The 22,663-nt window shown below is 46.4% G+C and carries 18 protein-coding genes; all 18 read right to left on the bottom strand.

The features are described 5' to 3' along the window. Window positions 1-3: 3 nt before the first annotated feature. Window positions 4-150, bottom strand: a complete 147-nt coding sequence (locus tag DWW60_RS13500; RefSeq protein ID WP_015533156.1) for a hypothetical protein — start codon at window positions 148-150, stop codon at window positions 4-6. After that, window positions 137-1,435: a bifunctional folylpolyglutamate synthase/dihydrofolate synthase gene (locus tag DWW60_RS06480; RefSeq protein ID WP_055272691.1), complete on the bottom strand. Its 1,299-nt coding sequence runs from the start codon at window positions 1,433-1,435 to the stop codon at window positions 137-139. Before DWW60_RS06480 ends, DWW60_RS13500 begins: the two co-directional genes overlap by 14 nt. Window positions 1,436-1,480: 45 nt before the next feature. Next, the gene (queF, locus tag DWW60_RS06475; protein WP_015533158.1) at window positions 1,481-1,975 is read right to left on the bottom strand and encodes a preQ(1) synthase; all 495 of its coding nucleotides are present in this window, start codon (window positions 1,973-1,975) and stop codon (window positions 1,481-1,483) included. 59 nt (window positions 1,976-2,034) lie between these two features. Further along, complete coding sequence (locus DWW60_RS06470; RefSeq protein WP_022217221.1) at window positions 2,035-3,255, bottom strand: aspartate aminotransferase family protein; 1,221 nt, start codon at window positions 3,253-3,255, stop codon at window positions 2,035-2,037. 209 nt (window positions 3,256-3,464) lie between these two features. Next, entirely contained in the window at window positions 3,465-5,225 is a 1,761-nt protein-coding gene (locus tag DWW60_RS06465) for an ABC transporter ATP-binding protein (RefSeq protein ID WP_117874700.1), read from the bottom strand. Next, window positions 5,218-6,954, bottom strand: a complete 1,737-nt coding sequence (locus tag DWW60_RS06460; protein ID WP_117548716.1) for an ABC transporter ATP-binding protein — start codon at window positions 6,952-6,954, stop codon at window positions 5,218-5,220. The genes DWW60_RS06465 and DWW60_RS06460 overlap by 8 nt, the downstream gene beginning before the upstream one ends. 187 nt (window positions 6,955-7,141) lie before the next feature. Then, window positions 7,142-7,891, bottom strand: a complete 750-nt coding sequence (locus DWW60_RS06455; protein WP_015533161.1) for a YebC/PmpR family DNA-binding transcriptional regulator — start codon at window positions 7,889-7,891, stop codon at window positions 7,142-7,144. Window positions 7,892-7,937: 46 nt separating this feature from the next. Continuing rightward, window positions 7,938-8,738, bottom strand: coding sequence for a hemolysin family protein (locus DWW60_RS06450; protein ID WP_117548715.1), 801 nt, complete (start codon window positions 8,736-8,738; stop codon window positions 7,938-7,940). Between the two features lie 30 nt (window positions 8,739-8,768). Continuing rightward, window positions 8,769-9,113 carry a type II toxin-antitoxin system PemK/MazF family toxin gene (locus tag DWW60_RS06445; protein ID WP_055144003.1) on the bottom strand — a complete coding sequence of 115 codons (345 nt, stop codon included), beginning with the start codon at window positions 9,111-9,113 and terminating at the stop codon, window positions 8,769-8,771. 103 nt (window positions 9,114-9,216) lie between these two features. Further along, on the bottom strand, window positions 9,217-10,389 hold the full coding sequence (gene alr / locus DWW60_RS06440) for an alanine racemase (RefSeq protein ID WP_330375637.1): 1,173 nt from the start codon (window positions 10,387-10,389) through the stop codon (window positions 9,217-9,219). Further along, window positions 10,373-11,893, bottom strand: a complete 1,521-nt coding sequence (locus DWW60_RS06435) for an NAD(P)H-hydrate dehydratase (RefSeq protein WP_117548713.1) — start codon at window positions 11,891-11,893, stop codon at window positions 10,373-10,375. The genes alr and DWW60_RS06435 overlap by 17 nt, the downstream gene beginning before the upstream one ends. An 87-nt stretch (window positions 11,894-11,980) precedes the next feature. Further along, complete coding sequence (gene ftsZ / locus DWW60_RS06430) at window positions 11,981-13,270, bottom strand: cell division protein FtsZ (protein WP_022217215.1); 1,290 nt, start codon at window positions 13,268-13,270, stop codon at window positions 11,981-11,983. 125 nt (window positions 13,271-13,395) lie between these two features. Next, complete coding sequence (locus DWW60_RS06425; protein WP_117874698.1) at window positions 13,396-14,802, bottom strand: cell division protein FtsQ/DivIB; 1,407 nt, start codon at window positions 14,800-14,802, stop codon at window positions 13,396-13,398. Between the two features lie 24 nt (window positions 14,803-14,826). Further along, the gene (locus DWW60_RS06420; RefSeq protein WP_022217213.1) at window positions 14,827-15,972 is read right to left on the bottom strand and encodes an FtsW/RodA/SpoVE family cell cycle protein; all 1,146 of its coding nucleotides are present in this window, start codon (window positions 15,970-15,972) and stop codon (window positions 14,827-14,829) included. Window positions 15,973-15,977: 5 nt separating this feature from the next. Next, the gene (murD, locus tag DWW60_RS06415; protein WP_055223901.1) at window positions 15,978-17,339 is read right to left on the bottom strand and encodes a UDP-N-acetylmuramoyl-L-alanine--D-glutamate ligase; all 1,362 of its coding nucleotides are present in this window, start codon (window positions 17,337-17,339) and stop codon (window positions 15,978-15,980) included. 46 nt (window positions 17,340-17,385) lie between these two features. Beyond that, window positions 17,386-18,345 (bottom strand): phospho-N-acetylmuramoyl-pentapeptide-transferase, encoded by a 960-nt coding sequence (gene mraY / locus DWW60_RS06410; protein WP_022217211.1) that lies wholly within the window; start codon window positions 18,343-18,345, stop codon window positions 17,386-17,388. A 70-nt stretch (window positions 18,346-18,415) separates the two neighbouring features. Beyond that, window positions 18,416-20,161: a peptidoglycan D,D-transpeptidase FtsI family protein gene (locus DWW60_RS06405; RefSeq protein ID WP_117874789.1), complete on the bottom strand. Its 1,746-nt coding sequence runs from the start codon at window positions 20,159-20,161 to the stop codon at window positions 18,416-18,418. Window positions 20,162-20,350: 189 nt separating this feature from the next. Beyond that, entirely contained in the window at window positions 20,351-22,651 is a 2,301-nt protein-coding gene (locus DWW60_RS06400) for a peptidoglycan D,D-transpeptidase FtsI family protein (RefSeq protein WP_117874696.1), read from the bottom strand. Between the last annotated feature and the right edge of the window lie 12 nt (window positions 22,652-22,663).

The following is a 22,663-nucleotide window of genomic DNA, read 5'->3' as shown; positions in this document are numbered from 1 at the left end:
TCTTTACTTCTCTGCTTCCTTTGCAACTCTCATCATCTCCTGCATGACATCCATGATGTCCTTGAGATCATTGTTGTATATTGCATCCTCTGCCTGGTCAAGTTCAAGTGCCGGCTTAAACCTCTTTATCTCTTCATCAAAATTGATCATGTCTGTTCCTCCATCTCTTGACACCGCCCACCAGATACAGGGAACCAACGCAGTATATGTTGGTATTCTCTCTGTCTCCTCTGAGCTCCACTGCCATATCCATGGCATCGTCAATCTCATCGCTGACCATGACCGGAGTATCCGTACACGCCGAGAATATCTCCGCCAGCTTTGCGGAATCCGCCTTTCTGCTGCTGTCAACGCTTGTGACTATTATCCTGCCAAACGTAATATTTCCGGCAAGCAAATGTATCATGGAGTCATACTCCTTATCCTTCACCGCCGCAAATACCAGTATCTTGTCATATTCCCCATGAAGCCTGTTCATGGTCTCTATATATGCATTTACAGCCTCCACATTGTGGGCACCATCCACATATATATGGGGAGCTATCTCCTCCATCCTGCCCTCCCAGTAGAACTGCAGGAGTGCATTCCTCACGGTCTTCTCTATATCCTGTTCCGGTACATTCCGCCTCTTCATGAGCATCCTGAATGCTGTCACGGCAAGGCTGACATTCTCCACCTGGTACAGTGATGTCTTCTGTATCTGTAAATTGCAATAACTATAATACCGATTATGCAATGAAAAATCAATGGTTTTGTTCCCCAAATGATTTATTATATAATCTGATTTTTCGACCGGAATTATGTCCGCTCCACGCTCTTTGGCAGTATCTTCTATGACCCGCGCAGCCGCCTCATCCCGCCTGAAATATATCACCGGAACACCCGGCTTGATGATGCCTGCCTTCTCATAAGCTATCTTCTCTATCGTGTCGCCAAGATACTCCATGTGATCCATTCCCACCGACGTGATGATCGTAAGCTCCGGCGTCAGGACATTTGTCGCATCCAGTCTTCCGCCCATTCCTGTCTCGTATACGGCAAAGTCACACTTCTGCTGTCTGAAATACACCGCCGCCATGGCAAACATGACCTCGAAGAACGAAGGGTGCTCCATGAACTGCCCCTTTACGGTCTCAAATGCCGACACAAAATCGTCATCGGATATATTTGTACCATTTATCTGTATTCTCTCGTTTATGGACACGAGATGGGGTGATATGAACAATCCCACTCTGTATCCCCGGGCTGCAAGCATCTGCGCCAGAGCGCGGCATGTGCTGCCCTTGCCGTTGGTTCCCGCCACATGTATCGCAGGAACAGCCTTCTCAGGGTTCCCCAAACGGCACAAAAGACTGGAAAGGTTCTCCTTGCCAATCTTCTGTGCAAAAAGCGGAATACCCAATATATAATCCACAGTCTCTCTGTAATCCGCCATTATGATTCTCCTATCTATCCGTCCGTGCGTGCTGCTCAGACCCAATTATCTATTGTCAACTTTCTCAGGGTAGAGGTCGTGGTTTGCCAGACGGTTCCAGGCAACCTCCTCCCACTTTGTTCCCGGTCTGCCGTAGTTGCAGTACGGGTCTATGGAGATTCCTCCCCTCGGTGTGAACTTGCCCCACACCTCGATGTACTTTGGATCCATCAGTTTTATGAGGTCCTTCATGATGATGTTCATACAGTCCTCATGGAAGTCTCCGTGATTTCTGAAGCTGAACAGATACAGTTTCAGCGACTTGCTCTCCACCATCTTCTCGCCCGGCACATATGATATGTACACCGTTGCGAAGTCAGGCTGTCCGGTGATCGGACAGAGGCTTGTGAACTCAGGACAGTTGAACTTTACAAAGTAGTCGTTGTCCGGATGCTTGTTGTCAAATGTCTGGAGCATCTCAGGTGCATAGTCCATGCTGTACTTTACGTCTTTATTTCCAAGGAGGGTCACACCCTCCATCTCTTCTTTACTTCTTCCCATTATGGTCTCCTATATTACTTTTATGATTCATGCTTATTCTGCTATATGATCACGCTGTATTACTGCTCCTGCAGTGCTTCTGTCACAGACTTGATGAGCAGCTTAACAGCCTCGTCACATTGCTCCTTCTTAACGATAAGTGGAGGTGCGATCCTTATGATGCTGTCTCTTACCGCTGTTATGAGGAGCTTGTTCTCAAACGCTCTGTGCTTTACTTCAAATGCGATAGGCTTGTTGAACTCAACGCCTATAAGAAGACCACGTCCTCTGATCTCCTTGACACAAGGAAGTGCCTTGAGTTCCTCCATGAAGTATGCTCCTACTTCCTTTGCATTCTCGTAGAGCTTGTTATCCAATATCTCATCTATCTCTGCAAGCGCCGCTGCACAACACACAGGGTTGGCTGCGTATGTTGAACCGTGGGCACCAGGTGTAAATGCTGCTGCTATCTTGGTGCTTGTACACATCGCGCCTATAGGCATACCGCCCCCGATGGCCTTTGCCATGGATACCATGTCAGGCTTTACGCCATATGTCATATATGCCATGATGTCTCCGGTTCTTCCCCATCCGGTCTGAACCTCGTCGAACATGAGGAGCATGTTCTTCTCATCACAGAACTCACGAAGTCCTTTAAGGAACTCAGGGTCTGCAGGGTATACACCACCCTCGCCCTGTACAGGCTCTACCATGATTCCTATGGTGTTCTCATCGCATTTGCTCTTGAAGTCCTCAAGGTTGTTATACTCTGCATATGTGAATCCCGGAAGGAGTGGTGCAAATCCCTTGTGGCAGGCCGAATCAGGCTGGCCTGTTGCCGACAGTGCACCATATGTTCTTCCGTGGAAGCTGTTCTTCGCTGTCACGATCTTATATCTGTCCGGTCCGTAATTGTCCACGCCGTACTTTCTAGCCATCTTGATCATGGCTTCATTTGCCTCTGTTCCTGAGTTCTGGAACACGATCTTCTCCATGCCTATGGTGTCACACACCTTCTTTGCAAGGAGGATCATTGGAAGTGTATATGCATAGTTTGATGCATGTATTACATTTGCCGCCTGGTCAGCTATGGCCTTTGCAACCTTCTTGTTGGCATTTCCCGCGCTGCTTACCGCTATTCCTGCGAAGAAGTCGAGGTATCTGTCGCCGTTCTCAGCGTACACATACATGCCATCGCCCTTCTCCTCTATGAATTCCCATCTTCTGGACTGCTCTGCCAGATATGTATCTACTATCTCTAAAAGTTCTTCTCTTGTATAACCTGATTCACTAACCTTCATCTTTCTCTCCTTTTGTATACTCTCCGGTATATCTGCAAATATCCGCCCATATTATAACAGGCATTCCGCATACATTATATACACAAAGCCCGCCACTGGCAAGCGTTCGTGAAATATAACAGATAAATGCTTTAACCACCGTTAAAAAGGACTGTACCATGAGGTATACCTCAAAGCACAGCCCTTTTATATTTATGCATTTCTCTGTATTATCTTGCAAACTGGGAATTGTACAGATTTGTGTAGAAGCCGCCCTTTGCAAGCAGTGTCTCGTGATTTCCCTGTTCGATGATGTGCCCGTCCTTCATGACTAGGATGACATCTGACTCCTTGATGGTTGACAGTCTGTGTGCAACCACGAAGCTTGTTCTGCCCTTCATCATCTTGGCAAACGCCCTCTGTATCCTTATCTCAGTTCTTGTATCTATGGATGATGTTGCCTCATCCAGTATGAGCATAGGTGGAAGATCCAGCATTACTCTGGTTATACAGAGGAGCTGCTTCTGTCCCTGTGACAGGTTTCCTCCGTCCTCGGTTATATATGTGTTGTAGCCGTCAGGAAGTCGCTTGATGAAGCTGTGAGCATGAGACTGCTTTGCAGCTTCGATGATCTCCTCGTCTGTGGCATCAGGTCTTCCGTATGCTATGTTGTCCCTTATCGTACCGCTCTTGAGCCAGGTCTCCTGGAGCACCATTCCGTAGTTGCCGCGGAGGCTCTTTCTTGTGACCTCTCTTATGTCATATCCATCCACGGATATGCTTCCAGCATCCACATCGTAGAATCTCATGAGCAGGTTGATGACTGTACTCTTACCACAGCCTGTAGGTCCCACTATTGCTATTCTCTGTCCGTTCTTCACGTTCAGATTGAGGTTCTTGATGAGCTCCACATCTTTGTTGTATGAGAAGTCAACATTCTTAAGGTCCACCTCACCGTGAACGTCTGTGAGCTCGTGTGCGCCAGCAGGCTCTGCAGCCTCTGGGTCCTCGTCTATAAGCTCAAACACTCTGGCAGCGGATGCCAGCGCGTTCTGAAGCTCTGTGACAACGCCTGATATCTCATTGAACGGCTTTGTATACTGATTTGCATAGCTCAGGAAACTTGTGAGCTGTCCAACTGATATAAAGCCCTTTATAGCTGTTATGGCACCTATGATTCCAACGCCTGTGTACACGAGGCTGTTGACAAATCTTGTACTAGGATTTGTTATCGATGAGAAGAATGTAGCCTGAAGTCCTGCCACATTAAGTCTTCCATTGACCTCCTGGAATCTGTCGCAGGTCTCATCCTCCATGGAGAATGCTGTGACTACCTTCTGGTTCTCAACCATCTCATTTACAAGGGATGTGAGCTCACCCTTGATCTCAGCCTGCTTCCTGAACATACTGTATGTTCTCTTTGCTATGAATGACGCAACAAAGAGTGATACCGGAGTGATACATACGACCACAATGGCTATGATCCAGTTGATCGACAGCATGAAGCACAGTGTTCCTACTATAGTCATAACTCCTGTAAATAGCTGTGTAAATCCCATCAGAAGTCCGTCTGAGAACTGGTCTACGTCAGCTATGATCCTGCTGACTATGTCTCCGTGTGTATGTGAATCCACATATGAGAGCGGCAGGCTGCCAAGCTTCTCATATGCCTTTGTTCTTACATCATTAACCACCCTGTATGTGATCATGTTGTTGAGCACGTTCATGACCCACTGTGCAACAGCCGTTATAACGACCACAATCACAAGCTTTGCAAGCATTCCTTTAAGTCCTGTAAAATCTACTTTTCCCGGTCCAACAACCCTGTCAACTGCATGTCCCATGATGATAGGTGCATACAGTGTGAGCACGACCGATATGGCTGCACATATGAGAGACAGAACCACGAGGAACCTGTATCTCTTGATATACTTCAGTATTCTGAGTATCGTCTTTTTATTTACTGATTTATTCCCTTTATCTTTACTCATGAGACAGTTCCTCCTCCGAAAGCTGTGACTGACATATCTCCCTGTATATCTCACAGTTAGAAAGCAGCTGTCTGTGGGTTCCTATCCCGGCTATCTGACCATCATCCATGACGATGATCTTATCCGAATTCATGATGGTCGACGCTCTCTGTGACACAAGGAATACAGTCATGCCCTTTGTCTTCTCCCTGATTGCTTTTCTGAGAGCCGCATCAGTTGCAAAATCTAGCGCCGATGCGCTGTCATCCAGTATCAGTATCTCAGGCTTTCTGACGACCGCTCTGGCTATGGTAAGCCTCTGCTTTTGTCCACCCGACAGGTTCTTGCCCCCCTGGGTGATCTTGAAGTATATTCCATTCTCCTTGCCGTCTACAAACTCCTTGGCCTGGGCTATCTCAAGCGCCTCGTCTATCTCTGCTTCAGTCGCATCCTGCTTGCCCCACCTGATATTGTCTGCTATTGTTCCGGCAAACAATACAGCCTTCTGCGGTACCACTCCGACCTTATGCCTGAGCTCGTCCAGGGTGTAGTCCTTTACGTCAACTCCGTCTATGCACACGCTTCCCTGGCTGGCATCGTAAAATCTTGGGATCATGTTTACAAGAGAACTCTTTCCTGAACCCGTACCGCCTATGATTCCCACAGTCTCGCCCGGTGCCACGTCAAATGTTATATCTGACAGGGAATCTGCTCCGGCCCCAGCATATCTGAGATTTGCATCCCTGAAGCTTACCTTTACAGTATTTGCCGGTGATCCTGCTGCCTTGCCTGTTCCATCTGTTATCGATGGTTGCTGATCCATGACCGCATTTATTCTCTTTGCGCAGGCAACAGCCTTGGTGATCGTCACGATAAGGTTTGCGAGCTTGATGAGCTCGACGAGTATCTGTGACATATAGTTGACAAGTGCGACGACCTTTCCCTGTGTGATGATTCCCGCATCTGTCTGTCCCGCTGCGATCCAGATTATAGCTGCGGTTGAGAGATTGATTATCACATAAGTGACAGGATTCATGAACGCTGATATACGTCCTGCAAGGAGCTGGAACTTCATCAGGTCATCCGTGGACTTGTCAAACTCCTCAAATTCCTTGTCCTGTCTGTTGAAGGCTCTGATAACTCTCGCGCCCTCAAGTCCCTCACGGGTGAGCAGTGTGACTCTGTCCAGTCTGTTCTGCACCTTCTTGAACAGAGGTATGCTGAGTGCCATAACACCGAACACAACAATTGAAAGTGCCGGTATGGTCACCACAAATGTCATGGCCGACTTCACGTCGATGGTGAATGACATGATCATGGCACCGAACACTATGAACGGTGAACGGAGGAACAGTCTGAGCACCATGTTGACTCCTGTCTGTACCTGGTTCGTGTCACTGGTCATTCTCGTGAGCAGTGTGGATGTTCCTATGCTGTCGATCTCTGTGTATGAAAGTGATGTAATATGCCTGAACAGATCATTTCGAAGTGCTGTTCCAAATCCTGTAGCAGCCTTTGCCGAAAAATACTGGGCGGTGATAGAACACACCAGACCGATAATTCCCAAAAGTATCATGACGAGACACATCTTCACAACGTAGCTTATGTCACGCCCTGCTATACCGACATCGATTACATTTGCCATGACGATCGGGATAAGCAATTCAAATGTTGCCTCCAACATCTTAAAAAGCGGGGCAAGTATGGACTCTTTCTTATAGTCCTTAAGATATCTAAGTATTCCCTTCATCTCTTCTCCTAACAATACTCATTCCGTATATAACAGACACAGATACCATCCATGTCGTCATTACTCAAATAGAACTTCCACACCATATATAAGGTGCGGAAGTTCTATTTCAAGCTATGCTGCAATGGCGCTGATTATCTGAGTAATTGTCTGTTACCAATGTTATCATATCCCTTGCAATTATATATCAGTCCTCATCGTCCTCTTCCGGAAGATTTGCATTGTGATATACTGCCTGAACGTCATCGTCCTCCTCAAGCATATCTATAATCCTTGTGAACTTCTTGACAACCTCAGGATCGTCTATATCAACATAGTTCTGAGGTATCATTGTGAGCTCAGCCTCAGCCATCTTTATGCCTTCCTTCTCAAGGCTCTCTCTTACCTGCGAGAAATCCTCAGGTGCTGTGATGATCTCGTAGCTGTCATCCTCGTCTGAGAAATCCTCAGCTCCTGCATCCAGTGCCATCATCATGAGGTCATCTGCATCTATATCACAGTCTTCCTTTGCAATGATGATCTGTCCCTTGTGATCAAACATATATGATACACAGCCTGTTGTACCTACGTTACCGCCACCCTTTGTGAAGCAGTTACGCACATTGGCTGCTGTTCTGTTCTTATTGTCCGTAAGAGTGTCTACTATGATGGCGGTACCGTTAGGACCGTAGCCTTCATATGTATTCACTACATAGTTTACTGAGTTTGCATCTCCTGCCGCTCTCTCGATACCACGCTTGATAGTATCGTTAGGCATGTTGTTTGCCTTTGCCTTGGCGATTACATCACGAAGCTTACTGTTGTTCTCAGGATTTGCTCCGCCTTCCTTTACTGCTACCACGATCTCCTTACCAATGATTGTGAAGATCTTACCCTTTGCTGCATCGTTCTTTTCCTTCTTGTGCTTGATGTTCGCAAATTTTGAATGTCCTGACATCGTTAATTCTCCTCTTTCTCTTGATTACTAGTTACGTATATTATCACTATTGCGGTGTTTTTTCAACCTTTGTGATCTTTACCTCACCGATCATGTTGTTATTTACCGACAGGGAAGTGAATCTGTAGTTCTGATACACTATCTCTATCTCCTCATCCGCATATGGAAGTCTCCCCAGCTCATACAGCAGAAATCCGTTCAGCGTCTGGAAGTCCTCGTCCGGGAATTCTATCCCCAGAACGTCACTCAGCTCATCCAGTTCAGCCTTACCACTGACTATGTACATATCGCCACGCTTCTTGATATCCTCGCTGGCGTCATCGTACTCGTCAAGTATGTTACCGACTATCTCTTCCAGAATATCCTCCATGGTCACAATTCCCTCTGTCTGACCATACTCATCCACAACTATGACCATATGTATCTTTGCTGTCTGCATCCTGCGGAACAATTTTGCTATGTTGTACGTAGGATGTACAAATGTAGCCTCAACCATGATCTCAGCCAGTGATTTCGTCTTATCTCGCAGATATTCCTTCACAAAATCCTTGAAATAGATTATTCCAACTACGTTGTCAAGATCACCGTCATACACCGGATATCTTGAATAGTTATTCTCTATCATTATCTCCATGACTTCGTCCAGATCAGAGTTCTTGTCTATAGCCATGACGTTCAATCTGGCCGTCATCACATCTCTGCTCTCCTTGTCAGTGAACTCAAATATGTTTGTAATAAACTGGGCCTCAGAGTCCTCTATAAGTCCCTGCTCATTTCCCTCGTTCACCATGGATATGATCTCTTCTTCTACCTTTTCCTCTTCTGATTTTTTGTTAAAAATCTTCATATAATTGTCTGTATCACCTCATATATTATTTTATGCCAGTTCAAGACTTATCTTCAGAGCTTCATCAACACGCCTCAGCACATCAGCGTCAACGTGACACACCTTTTCTTTCAGGCGCTGTTTGTCTATAGTCCTGAGCTGTTCCAACAATATGACGGAATCCTTCGCTATATCACAGCTTGAAGAATCAAGCATGATATGTGTTGGAAGTTTTGGCCTCTTCATCTTGCTGGTTATCGCAGCTATTATGACCGTGGAACTGTGTCTGTTCCCAGCCTCATTCTGAACTACTATAACAGGTCGTATGCCTCCCTGCTCCGATCCAACCACCGGTCTTAGATCCGCGTAATAAATATCCCCACGTCTGATCACCAATTCTGTTCACCCCACAAATACTTTCATTGAATGTGGCTATATACTTATATAGTATGTATTCCACTCTAAAAAAAGTATTGCCCATGACAGTACCGGTTATTCGTTAATCCAGAAGATAGTTTACCTGTCCAAGCTCTCTGCCGTCCCTTATGTATGTTCTCGGAACTCGTCTTGATATGTTACATACCAGCTCGTAATTAAAGCTGTTGGCAGGCGCTGCCACCTCCTCGACAGTTACCTCTCTGTCTCCATCCTGTCCGATGAGAGTTACGTCATCTCTTACTTTTACACCATCAATGTGGCTCACGTCAACCATGAACTGATCCATGCACACCCTTCCGATGATCGGAGCATACTCTCCATGGATGATAACTCGGCCTATATTGGACTGTGCTCTTGGGTATCCATCGGCATATCCTGCCGACACCGTCGCAACCTTTATATCATGATCCGCTATATAGGACCATCCATATCCTATACCTGTTCCGGCTTTTACGTCCTTCACAAATATAACCTTGGACATAAGTCTCATAGCAGGTTTCAAAGCCGCTATATTCTTATCTACTTCATCTGATGGATAAAGTCCGTATGTGACTATTCCCGATCTGACCATATCAAAATCCGAATTGTCCATCTCCATGATACCCGCACTGTTAGATATATGTCTTACAGGTATGTGTATTCCAAGTGCCTCAAGCTGGCTGTTTATCCACCTGAACTTCTCAAGCTGACCATTTGCAGCGGTCTTGTCGAGTTCATCAGCCTTTGCGTAATGGGTAAATATCCCCTCTATCTCTATGCCCGGCATCTGACTGATCTTTTCTATGTTCTTCACGCCATCTTCATCACATGTGAATCCGATTCTTCCCATGCCTGTATCGACCTTGATATGGATCTTTGCCTTTGTATTCATGCTCACCGCCAGATCCGAGAGCTTCTGTGCATCGTCCACCTCATACATGGCAGGTCTAACATCATATCTGATAATCAGTTCGTAATCCGAGGGATCTGTGTAGCCCAGTATCAATATGGGCTTATCTATATTTGCTCTTCTGAGCTCCAAAGCCTCATCGATGAATGCCACTGCAAAGAAATCCACCAGATCATCAAGTGCCTCTGCCACCTCGACAGCGCCGTGTCCATAGGCGTCTGCCTTTATGACCGCCAGCATCTTCTTATCACCGTCTATAAGCCTCTTCATAGCCATGATATTATCCCTTATATTGTCAAGATTTATCACAGCCTGCACTCTGTTAAAGTTACTGTTGTCCATCATGTTCTGCTCCTTTTATAACCTCCGATATAGCGCTCACTATATCCCTGGCTATCATTGCATTTCTTCCTCTGTGCTCTGCCGCCATATCTCCTGCCAACCCATGTATATATACTCCCAGCTTCGCAGCCTCATACGCACCAAGTCCGGTGCAGACAAGCCCAGCTATTATCCCGGCAAGCACATCCCCTGCCCCCGCAGTTGACATACCGTTATTACCGGATGTGTTTATGTACACATCCCTGCCGTCACTTACGCATGTTCTGGCATCTTTCAGCGCACTTACAACATTATACTCCATCGAAAAGTCTTTGCACACCTCTAATATATTCTTTTTTATATCCGGTATGGCGACGCCTGTAAGTCTTGACATCTCTCCTATATGTGGCGTTACGATCACCGGTCCTCTGTGTCTTCCAAGAATATCGGGCTTTTCGGATATTATGTTCAAGGCATCCGCATCCGCGATCACGGTCTGCACGGCCTCACACATAATATATTCCACCATGCTCCTTGCCGCATCGCCTTTTCCTATACCAGGACCGATCAGTATGGCATCCGACCACTCCACGGCATCCCTTGCACACTGCTCCGCTTCATCTTTGTTGCTATAGCACATAAGCACAGCCTCAGGAATTCTTACTCCTGCTATCTCCTTGTTGTCGATATGTGTGTATATCTTCACAAGCCCTGTTCCCATCCTGTATGCAGCCTCCGCCGCAAATGTCATGGCACCGGACATGTCTCTGCTTCCAGCTATCACCGCAAGCTTTCCATATGTTCCCTTATTTGATGAATCACTCCGTCCCGGAAGCATGCACAGATCGTCTCTGTTGTAGGAATATGCCACCGGGTGTACTCTGTCCACTTCAGCCTGTGCAAATCCTATGTCTCTCACAACGACCTCTCCGCTTATCTCGCAGCCGGGATAAAATATCAGCCCTCTTTTATTCAGTCCAAATGTGACCGTCATGCCTGCCCTGAATGCACATCCCATGATCTGCCCCGTGCTGGCATCCACACCTGACGGGGTATCTATAGCAACCTTAAAGCCGACAAGTCCGTTCATCGTCTCTATGGTCTCTCTCCATATTCCCGCCACATCACGCTTGAGTCCGACGCCAAATATTCCGTCCACAACCACATCGTAATCACTGTCAATGATGTGATCCGTCACCTGTATGCCGATTTTTTTCGCTATTTCAAGCTGATATGAAAAGCTGTCGCTTACTCTCGATATTCCATTTATATAACAGACATGGACAATATCTCCCTGCTGGTACAGGAGTCTCGCAAGAGCCAGTCCGTCCCCGCCGTTATTGCCGCCTTCAACAACCACAAGGCACTTTAATTTTCTGTCCGCGTTTATAGACTTCAGTCTGGAATTTATCTCCTCCAGCACGGTGATCGCAGCTCTCTCCATAAGCAGGATCCCTGGCACACCCTTTTCCTCTATGGTCAGCCTGTCTATCTCCTGCATCTCTGTTCGGTCTGCAACATAAAACATATTTCTGCCTCCTTATTGAAGAAAACGGATAATTTCTCTCGAAATTACCCGTTTTATACTTACCTATAAAATCTTCCGATCTCTTCCTTATCTCTTCTTGAGGAAATCAGGAATCTTGATACTCTCTGTCTTTGGTCTTGACACATGTGCCGGCTCAACTGGTGTTGATGTTACAGGTGTCTGCTGTGCTGGTGTCACAGGTGCTGTGTATGCTGGCTTTGCTGCCGGAGCAGTCTCAGTTGTCTGACCGCCGAGGAACGATGGTCTTGTGCTTGTCTGAGTGCTGTGTGTTCCAAGGCTCTGGCCTGCATATGTAGCAGTCTTTGGCTCTGCAGCAGGTGTTGTTGTAACTGCTGGCTTAGGTGTGGTCATTGTTCCCATAGGAGATGCAGTACCTGCATATCTTGCGGTGACATCGCTCTCGCCTGATCTCTCAAGACCTGTAGCAATGATCGTGATGCTTATATCCTCACCCATGTTGTCATTGTCAACTGTACCGAAGATGATGTTGACTCCATCTCCAGCCTGCTCTGTAAGATATGTAACAGCATCATAAGCCTCAACGATACCAATGTTACCTGAGAAGTTTACGATGATATCTGTTGCACCTGAAACGGTTGTCTCAAGAAGTGGTGAATCCATAGCCTCCTTGATGGCGTCAACAGCCTTGTTCTCTCCGCTTGCTGAACCTATACCGATATGAGCGATACCCTTATCTCTCATAACTGTCTGTATATCTGCAAAGTCAAGGTTGATAAGACCCGGCTTATTGATAAGGTCTGTAACACCCTGAACACCTTGCTGAAGTACCTGATCTGCCTTCTTCAGCGCATCAGGAATACTTGTTCTCTTATCACAGATCTGAAGGAGCTTGTCGTTAGGGATAACAATAAGTGTATCCACATTCTCCTTAAGTCTCTCTATACCTTCGATCGCGTTTCTCATACGAGGCTTACCCTCAAAACCAAATGGCTTTGTGACAACTCCGACTGTGAGGATACCAAGGTTACGTGCCATCTCTGCAACGACAGGGGCAGCGCCTGTTCCTGTTCCACCACCCATACCACATGTTACGAATACCATGTTGGCGTCCTTGATGATGTCTACGATCTCTTCTCTATTCTCCTCTACAGCGCTGGCACCGATCTCAGGCTTTGCACCAGCACCAAGACCCTTGGTAAGTTTCTCACCTATCTGGATCTTTGTTGTAGCTCTGCTGAGTGAAAGAGCCTGCTTATCTGTATTGATAGCGATAAGTTCCACTCCCTCAACATTCTCATCGATCATTCTGTTAACAGCATTGTTACCTGCACCGCCGACACCAATTACAAGAATCCTTGCCGGTGTTCTCTCGTCATTTGATTTTATCTCAAGCACGGTTGCATCCTCCTTATATACTTATTCTTTATCCATCAATCATTGTCATCTGCTCAAAAGCTGACCGTTTTATCGCATTAGTACCTATATAATACGATTTTTTATATCATTACGCAAGAAATTTTTTATTTATTTTCTTTAAAGATAACGTTCCTCTGCGATTCACTGTAATTCGACATATCAAGAGTTCCCTTTTTACCCTTCACGCTCTCAAGTATGCTCTCAAGATTCATGAATTTCGTCTCCAGGTTTTCACCGTCGCCGATTCTGATCTTTATTCCATCCTTGTGAAGTATGAGATTCTGATCTGTGTCATAAGTAATCTTGTCTATCTGTATTCCGCTCTTGTAAATGAGCTGTGTCATAGTCAGTATCTCCTGGAAGAATCCCGAATCACCGACATCAAGCTTCTTTCCCTGCTCCACGCTGTCACTTGTAAGTCCCTCTATACAAGGAACATCATCAAGCTTTGCATCGGATATCTCGAGCACGATACCATCGCCATCAAAATATGCATACTGATCGTTGTACTTTATGCAGCCCGCCATGGCCTTCTCGTACACCGTGATCTCTACTGAATTCCTGTTCACATATGTGACGTCTATCTTATCTATAAAGGTTACATCCTGGGCAGGATTCAGTCTGCTCTCAAGTATAAACAGCAGCGTATTGCCATAATCCTTACCGCCGGTCACGATATCGACCATCTGTTGGTCAGTGTAGTGATCAGTTCCGGTCACTTTTATGGACTTCAATTTATAACATGTACGTATGTATACAAACGCTATAGCACACAGCACCACCAGAATAAGAAGTATCTTGAGAACTATCTTGAATATCCTTGCCGCCTTCTCACGTCTCGCCTTTCTTCTGGCAAGTTTCTCCGCCTGCAGCTTCTTCTTTCTCTCTATCTCCTCCGGGGTAAGCTTTCTGCGCTCTTTTTTGCGTTTTTTCTTGTTCTTCTTTTTTGCAGCAACCGCCTGATCTTGCTTACGCCTGCGTCTCTCCTCGGATCTGCGTTTTTCTGCATCCTCTCTGCGCATCCGGTCATCCGGTCTGCGACGCTCTCCATCCTGTCTCCTGCGCACCTGCTCATCAGATCTGCGACGCTCTCCATCCTGTCTCCTGCGCACCTGCTCATCAGATCTGCGGTGCTCTCCATCTGGTCTCCTGCGCACCTGTTCGTCAGATCTGCGGCGCTCTCCGTCTGGTCTTCTGCGCACCCGCTCGTCAGATCTGCGACGCTCTGCGTCTGGTCTTCTGCGCGCCTGTTCGCCTGTTCTGCGGTGCTCCCCATCAGGCCTTCTTCGTGTCTGCTCATCCGTCCTGCGGCGCATATCTCCGTCTGCTCTCCGCTGTCCATTGCGGCTATCTGTCTGCTGTCTTCTCTTATCAACCGGAACCTTGACCCTTCCGTCGAGGCGTTTTCCGGTCATGACATCCACATAGCCGCTTTCACGTCTGGTTTGCGCAACATCAACATTTCTGCTCATTCTATTTTTATTAACATTTCGTCTATTGTTGTTTTCCATTCAAATCTTCCTTTAAAGGATCTGTCATATGTCTGTTTCGTCATACGAAATTCCTCTGGATACGGACATCACTATCCCCATCTCCATCAGAATGAAAATTATCGAACTTCCGCCATAACTGACAAATGGCATCGGCACACCTGTCGGCGGAATGGTATTCGTGACAACACTCACATTTATCAGCAGTTGGACCGCCACATGTGCCATCACTCCCGCTGTGAGCATGCTTCCAAATCTGTCTCTGGCATTCATGGCCGTCACAGCCATCCGCCTAAGTAATATAAGAAAAATGATAAGTATAAATGCCGCTCCAACAATTCCGAGCTCCTCACACACGACTGAGAATATCATATCATTATGTGACTCCGGAATAAACCCCATCTTTTGGACACTTCTCCCAAAGCCCACTCCAAACAGTCCACCGGAACCAACGGCATATAACGACTGAACCGTCTGATAGCCATCTGCGTAATTTTCAGGATCAAGCCATATCTTGACTCTGTTCGCCCTGTAGCCTGCGAACATTATGAAAAGCACACTCCCGACAACACCAAATATACCGATCAGAACAAAATGTCTGACCCTGGGGCTTCCCACAAACAATATTACAAAAAGGATTGCAAAACAGATTATAGCCGTGCTGAGATTCTCCACACCGATCAGGGCTATGGTGATCACGGGCAGGATCATTACCTTTATAAGGCAGCCCGGTCTGCACAGATTTTTGCTCTCCACGGCAGCCCTCGCCGAGGTGTAGATTATGATCGCCGTCTTGGCATATTCTGATGGCTGAAATCCTATAGGTCCAATATATATCCATCTTGCTGACCCATGGCTGGCCGTTCCTATTATCAGCACCACCACCTGAAGAACAAGTGATGACAGCAAAATGACCGCAGACAGCCTGAGCAGCCGCCTGTAGTCATATCTTGACACTATGTACATGGCGAGGATCGCCAGCAACATATAAAGTGCCTGTCTTTTAAAAAAGTACATCTGATCTCCGTACAGGTCGTACGCCCTGTAACTGCTCGTACTGTATATCATGGCAAGCCCAAATATCAGAATCATCCCCAGCGCCAGGAGCATGGTCACATCCACATATCCTCCCGGACACCGTTTTCGTGCATCTCTCACTCTATCTTCTGAAACCTCAGGACCTCCATGCAATCAGATCACTCCTTATAGCTTCTTACATACTCCTTGAACATATCGCCTCTCTGCTCGTAGTTGTCAAACTGTCCCCAGCTTGCACATGCAGGTGAGAGAAGCACCGCATCTCCGTCAACCGCATTCTCATGGCAATATGCTACCGCATCCTGAAGATTCTCCTCAAATATAATTGAGTTAAATCCATGTCTCTTGGCACAGTCAGCTATCTTCTGCGCAGTCTGGCCTATGAGAACGAGCCACTTTACCTTGCCGTCAAACGCCTCTATCCACTCGTCGTACTCAGAACCCTTGTCATAGCCTCCACCTATGAGGAATGTAGGAGCCACCATGGCCTGTATTCCCTTTATGGCTGCATCAGGGTTTGTTCCCTTTGAATCATTGTAGTATGCGACACCATCGATGGTGTCAACATATTCTATTCTATGAGCAACAGCCTTGAATGATGTTGCAACATCTCTGATAACATCAACAGGGACTCCCATATAATATGATATTCCAACTGCTGCCAGAACATTCTCAACATTGTGAGCTCCCATGAGCTTAAGATCCTTAATGGCAAGTACATTGATCTTCTTATCGCCATCCTCGAGGATGATATCCCCATCCTCTACATATACTCCACCGGCCGGCTTCTCCAGTCTGCTGAAATATACTACATGGCAATGATCCTTTGCCTTCTCTCCCATGGCGCGTGTATGCTCATCATCATAGTTGAGGACTGTCACATCATCCATGGTCTGATTCTTTGTTATTGAAAACTTTACATTTCCATAATTCTCAAATGTATAGTGCCTGTTCAGATGATCCGGAGTCAGGTTGAGTATTGCACTGACATTCGGATGAAAATCTATAACCGTCTCAAGCTGGAAACTGCTTATCTCTGCAACTGTATCTGAATCATCGTCTGTTGTGTCGCACAGCTCTGTGTAAGGTATTCCAATATTTCCCACAACGATGGTCTTGGCATTGTGTGCCTTGACTATCTCTCCCACAAGGGCTGTAGTTGTAGTCTTGCCGTTTGTTCCTGTTATGGCTGCTATCTTACCCTTACCATAATGGTATGCCAGCTCTATCTCACTCCAGATAGGTATTCCCGCATTTCTCACCACATCTGTAAATGGCGCATCAACAGGGATTCCCGGACTGATGACCATGAGCTGTGATGATGAGAGGGCATCCTCTCCAAGCTCACCGAGTTCTATCTGAACAAGCTCTGAATCGCCTGTCTTCTCCTTTATCGCCTCTATATCTCTGTCCTTGTTCTCATCGAACAGATAAACCTTTACTCCATGATTTACCAGAAGCTTGGTTGCACTGATTCCACTCTTTCCTGTTCCTGCTACTATCGCTGTATTGATCTCCATATCATTTCACCATGGTGCACCACTGCACCATTTTCTCCTTTCTACATTACAGAGCCAGTAAACCTACCACACAGAGGACTGCAGTCACTATAGAAAATATAGCAACGACCTTTGACTCAGGCCATCCCCCGAGCTCAAAATGATGATGTATAGGTGCCATTCTGAACACTCTCTTGCCTGTAAGCTTGAATGAAACAACCTGTATTATAACTGATAATACTTCAATGAAGTATATGAAAGCTATTATAACTATGAATATAGGCATCTTGAGCATATACGCTGTTGATGCAACAAATCCACCGAGTGCCAGAGAACCTGTGTCTCCCATGAATACCTTTGCAGGGTACACATTGTACACAAGGAAGCCAAGAAGACATCCAACCGCTGCGCAGGCAACCGGAGCAACACCTGAGTCTGTTCCCACTGCTACAACCGCAAAGAATGTGGCTATGAGAACCGTGACTGATGACGCAAGTCCGTCAAGTCCATCTGTGAAGTTCGCACCATTAACTGTTCCAAGCACGATGAAGAACAACAGTATCACATAGAGTGTGCTGTTGAGCTGAACCGTCTTGCCAAGGAATGGTATTATAAGCTCATTGTTGATATCTGAATACTTCTCTACATAATATGCAAATACTCCCGTAACGACAATCTGTCCGAGCATCTTCTGCCATGCGTGAAGTCCCATTGATCTCTTCATAACAACTTTGATGTAATCATCGATAAATCCGATAAGTCCAAATCCAAGTGTCACAAAAAGCACCGGAAGGACATCCGGATATTTCTTCATATAGATAAGCGTCGTGATCGTAAGTGACAGAAGGATTATAAGTCCACCCATGGTTGGTGTTCCGGCCTTCTTCAAATGTGCCTGTGGGCCGTCATCCCTGACAAACTGACCGAACTTGAGCTTCTTCAGGAACGGTATAACTATAGGGCACAGCACCACGCTGATACAGAATGCTATCACTACCGGTAAAACAATCTTTAAATCTAAATTCATTTTGTACTCCTTACCTGCCCGCACACCGCGGACTATGTATTTCTTAAACTGTTTTCAGACTGAGATAAATTTAATACTCATTTGTGGCTTTGTCAATTCCCAAATAGGGAAGAATATTCAAAAAAATATCTCTCACAACAGGGGCCGCTATGGTTCCTCCATAATATGTGCCCTCGGGCTCATCTATTAGCACGACCGTCAGGACTTGAGGATCATCCGCCGGCGCAAATCCTATAAAAGAAGATATGTATCTGCCTGTTCCTCTGGGAAGTTTCTCACTCGTGGCGGTCTTTCCGCCTATCCTGCAGCCCTCTATGGCACACTTTGATCCGCCGCCCTCGGCAACGACTGCCTCAAGCATCTCCCGCATCTTCTGTGATGTCTCCTCATCTATAACCTGTCTCTGCTCGTCAAATTCAATGGCTGTAATAGTTTCTTTACTGCTGTCTATTATCCTTTTTCCCAAATGTGGAGTTACCGTATGCCCTCCATTCACAACCGTGCACACTGCAGATATGAACTGTATCGGAGTCACCTGGAATGACTGTCCAAACGACATGGTGGCAAGCTCTACCGGCCCGACATTTTCCTTCTTATGCATGATGGAGTTTGCCTCTCCGGGAAGGTCTATTCCGCTCTGACTGAACAATCCCAGCTTGTGATAATACTCGTACATGCCATCCACACCTGTTCTCTCTCCTATCTCCATAAACGCCGGATTGCAGGAATTCATGAGCGCCTCCTTAAGGCTCTGGCTTCCATGGCCCGTGGTCTTGCTACACCTTATCCTTCTGTCCTCAACTATCTTATATCCCGGGCAGAAAAAGTTTGAGCTGCTGTCGACCGCTCCCTTCTCGAGTGCTGCCGTCAGTGTTATTATCTTGGCGGTTGATCCCGGCTCATATGTGTCGCTTATCAGATAATTTCTCCACATATTGTTCAGCTCATCCATATTGCCGGCTGTAGGCAGCAACATGGATGTCCCGGATGCGCTGTTATTCCTCTCTGCATCTTCCTCTGTGTCTGTCTCTCCATCGTTCTCTGGCTTAACCAGTTTGAACGGTTCGTTCAGGTTGTATTCCGGCACATCCACCATGGCATATATCTCGCCATTTTGGGGATTGATTGTTATTGCACACACCCTGTTTGCTTTTTTCTCGATCAGGACTTTCTCTGCAGCCTGTGTCACATATCTCTGTATATTGAGATCCAGTGTTGTCACGAGATCATTTCCGGGAATGGGCTCTGTCCTGGTTTCTGAATATTCCGCAAGCTCTATTCCCCTTGCATCCGTGACCGCATTTATGCTTCCATTTGTCCCTGTGAGCACACTGTCATATGTCACCTCAAGGCCCAGTATTCCCTGATTGTCAGCACCGGTGAAGCCTATAACCTTCGATGCAAGGGTATCATATGGATAGCTGCGCTTGTAATCCTCGTCCACCTTGATCCCCGGAACAGCAGCCGCCTTGATCTTTTTTCCGGTCTCCTTGTCTACATTTGACGCTATGAGCTCCCTTGAGGATACCTTCTCCACCTTCTTCCTGATGTCTGCCGGATCCTTATCCAGATATCTTGTAAGAAGCTCTGTGACCTCCGCCTCATCCTCTATCTGGCTGTGTATCACGGATATTGAACACACCGCCTTGTTGTCCGCTATGATATTGCCATTTCTGTCGTATACCCTTCCCCTGGGAGCTTTTATGCTTCTCTCCCTCTCATGCAGGGAATCTGCTTTCTCAGTATAATATTCTCCCCTGTAGAGCATTATGTATGCAAGACGGCCAACTATAACTCCCAACGCTAGGGCCGCCATAACGAACACAAACTTTATCCTCCGCCTGTTATAACTGTATACCTTCAACTCTTGATCCCGGACTTTTTTATTATCATATTAGCCGGATGCCTCATGTATTCGCCTATTCGTGTACAAATCTATCTCTGCATTAAAAAAGCACCGGAGGTGTATCTGCACCTTCGATGCTTTGGTTTACTATGTAAATTATCATTCGCCGGAATAGTCCTCGTCACCGCTCCACGTATCCGTGCCGTCGCCTGTTCCGCTGTCATCCTCCCATGTATCGTCCGCCGTATAACTGTCGTCTGCCGTATCGTCATACGACGTGTCATCCGCCGATGTGTCGTCGGTCGATGTATCTTCCGCTGATGTATCTTCCGCTGATGTGTCCTCAGCAGCCGCATCCTCTGTTGCCGCCTCTGTATCTGCAGTCTCTGTATCCGTGTCAAATGCTGATGAGAGCGGCTCCTCCGTTCCGTCATAAGCCACATCATCTCCGTTTGTTGAGTATACATTCAGGTATGGAAGGAGATCCTGCATAACCTGATTGAACAGCTTTGCTCCTGCTCCTGATCCTGACTGATCCTCAACATGAGGCTCATCAACTACAACGTAAAGCATTATCTGAGGATTCTCAACAGGGGTAAATCCTATGAATGACAGTACGTATTTTCCATTTCCTCGAGGAAGCTTCTCGGCTGTACCTGTCTTACCACCGATGGTGTAGCCCTCTATTCCAGCCGCATATCCTGTACCTTCCTCAACAACCGCCTGGAGGTATGTCTTCATGTAATCCGACACTTCCTTGGATATGGTCTTTCTGACAAGCACCGGATCCATATTCTCAACCACATTTCCGTCTGAATCCAGAAGTCTCTTGACAACATGTGGCACATAATAATTTCCGCCGTTTATGACTGAGCAGAATCCCGCCGCCATCTGTATCATAGAAGTAGTAACACCCTGTCCAAATGATGATGTCGCAAGCTCTGTAGGATTCAGATTCTCCACATCATACTTTATACCGGTTGTCTCACCGTCAAGGTCTATTCCCGTCTTGGAACCTATATTGAATATGACCTGATATTTGTCAAATATCTCCGGTCCCTCAGCAGCAGCGATCTGCATCAGTGCATCGTTACATGATACAGCCAGCGCTCTTTTGACATCGACCATTCCGTGTCCGGCTCTGTAACTACAATAGATAGGACTCTCGCCTTCTACAACTACCTGTGATCCATCGCAGAGAAATTCATCTCCATCTGATATGACGCCATCCTCCATTGCTCCTGCTACGGTAAAAGCCTTGTAAGTTGAACCAGGCTCAAACACATCACTTATACAGTAATTCTGCCATACATAGTTGAGTGCCTCATATAACTGGTCTGATGTAAATCCATCTATCGTGCTATGGAACTCTTCATCCGACATCTTTGAGAAATCGTATTCCACTTCCTCAGTCTTTACATTCTTCTTCTGTTCGGTGGTCGCTTCTGTGGATGATTCTGTGGTAGTGCCATCCTCACTGCTCTCCGTTGTTGCTGTTGTATTTTTCTTTGCACTCTCAACGCTTATCAGGCTGTCCGCATTCTCATCTGCACCCTCGATCTCAACCTCCTGGGTGACGGTGACTGTCATGTTCCTGAGCGCCTGTGTGTTCATCGGGTCATTTGGATCGTAGGTACGTGAGCTTGCCATTCCAAGTATCTCGCCATTGTTTGGATCCATTGCTATGATACCTATCTGCTTAGCACCTGTATTCTGCATATACTCAGTGATGTTGTCCTCTATAATCTTCTGTATATTCATATCTATGGTGGATACTACTGTCTCACCATTCTGGGCTGCCACAGTCTCCGAGTCAACGCCGCCTGAGCCCGACATATATCTGTAAGTCTTGCCATCCACACCGTTTAAGTAGTCATTATAATAGCCCTCAATACCACCCTGTCCAACATTTCCGCTGGCGGTGTATCCGAGCAGGTGACACGCCAGAGATCCATTTGGGTAATTTCTCTTATACACCGTCTCGAATCTCACTCCTATGACATCTGCGCCCTCATCGGTCTTACAGTAATCCTCAAATGCCTTAACCTTTGTATATGGAAGATCCTTGAGGACTACCTCATAATAAGAATCCTCATTTGCAATGTGCTTGTCAAAATCGTCTCCTGACACATCGAAATACTCCAGCACCGCAGCTCTTGTTGCCGCCTTTCCCTTCTCCGTGATCAGAATATTCACAGGCTCAAGTATCAGGCTGTAGGTCTTCTCACTGTTTGCAAGGACATTTCCATTTCTGTCCAGTATCTCGCCTCTCTCATACGGAATATCCGTGGAATTGTAGTCCATCTGCAGAACCACCGCCTCCGAATACTCCTTTCCATTTGCCACGTTGATGTACACAACTCTTATGGTGAGTGCAACCAGAACTCCCACCACCAGCAAATATGCGATCTTGGTCTTTCTTCTCATTCCTTTTAAAAATAGCTTTGATCTCTTTGACATTTTATCTTTCCA

The sequence above is a fragment of the Coprococcus sp. AF16-22 genome, assembly GCF_003461545.1.
Taxonomy (GTDB): domain Bacteria; phylum Bacillota; class Clostridia; order Lachnospirales; family Lachnospiraceae; genus Coprococcus; species Coprococcus aceti.
This window is presented reverse-complemented; position numbering and strand designations above follow the sequence as displayed.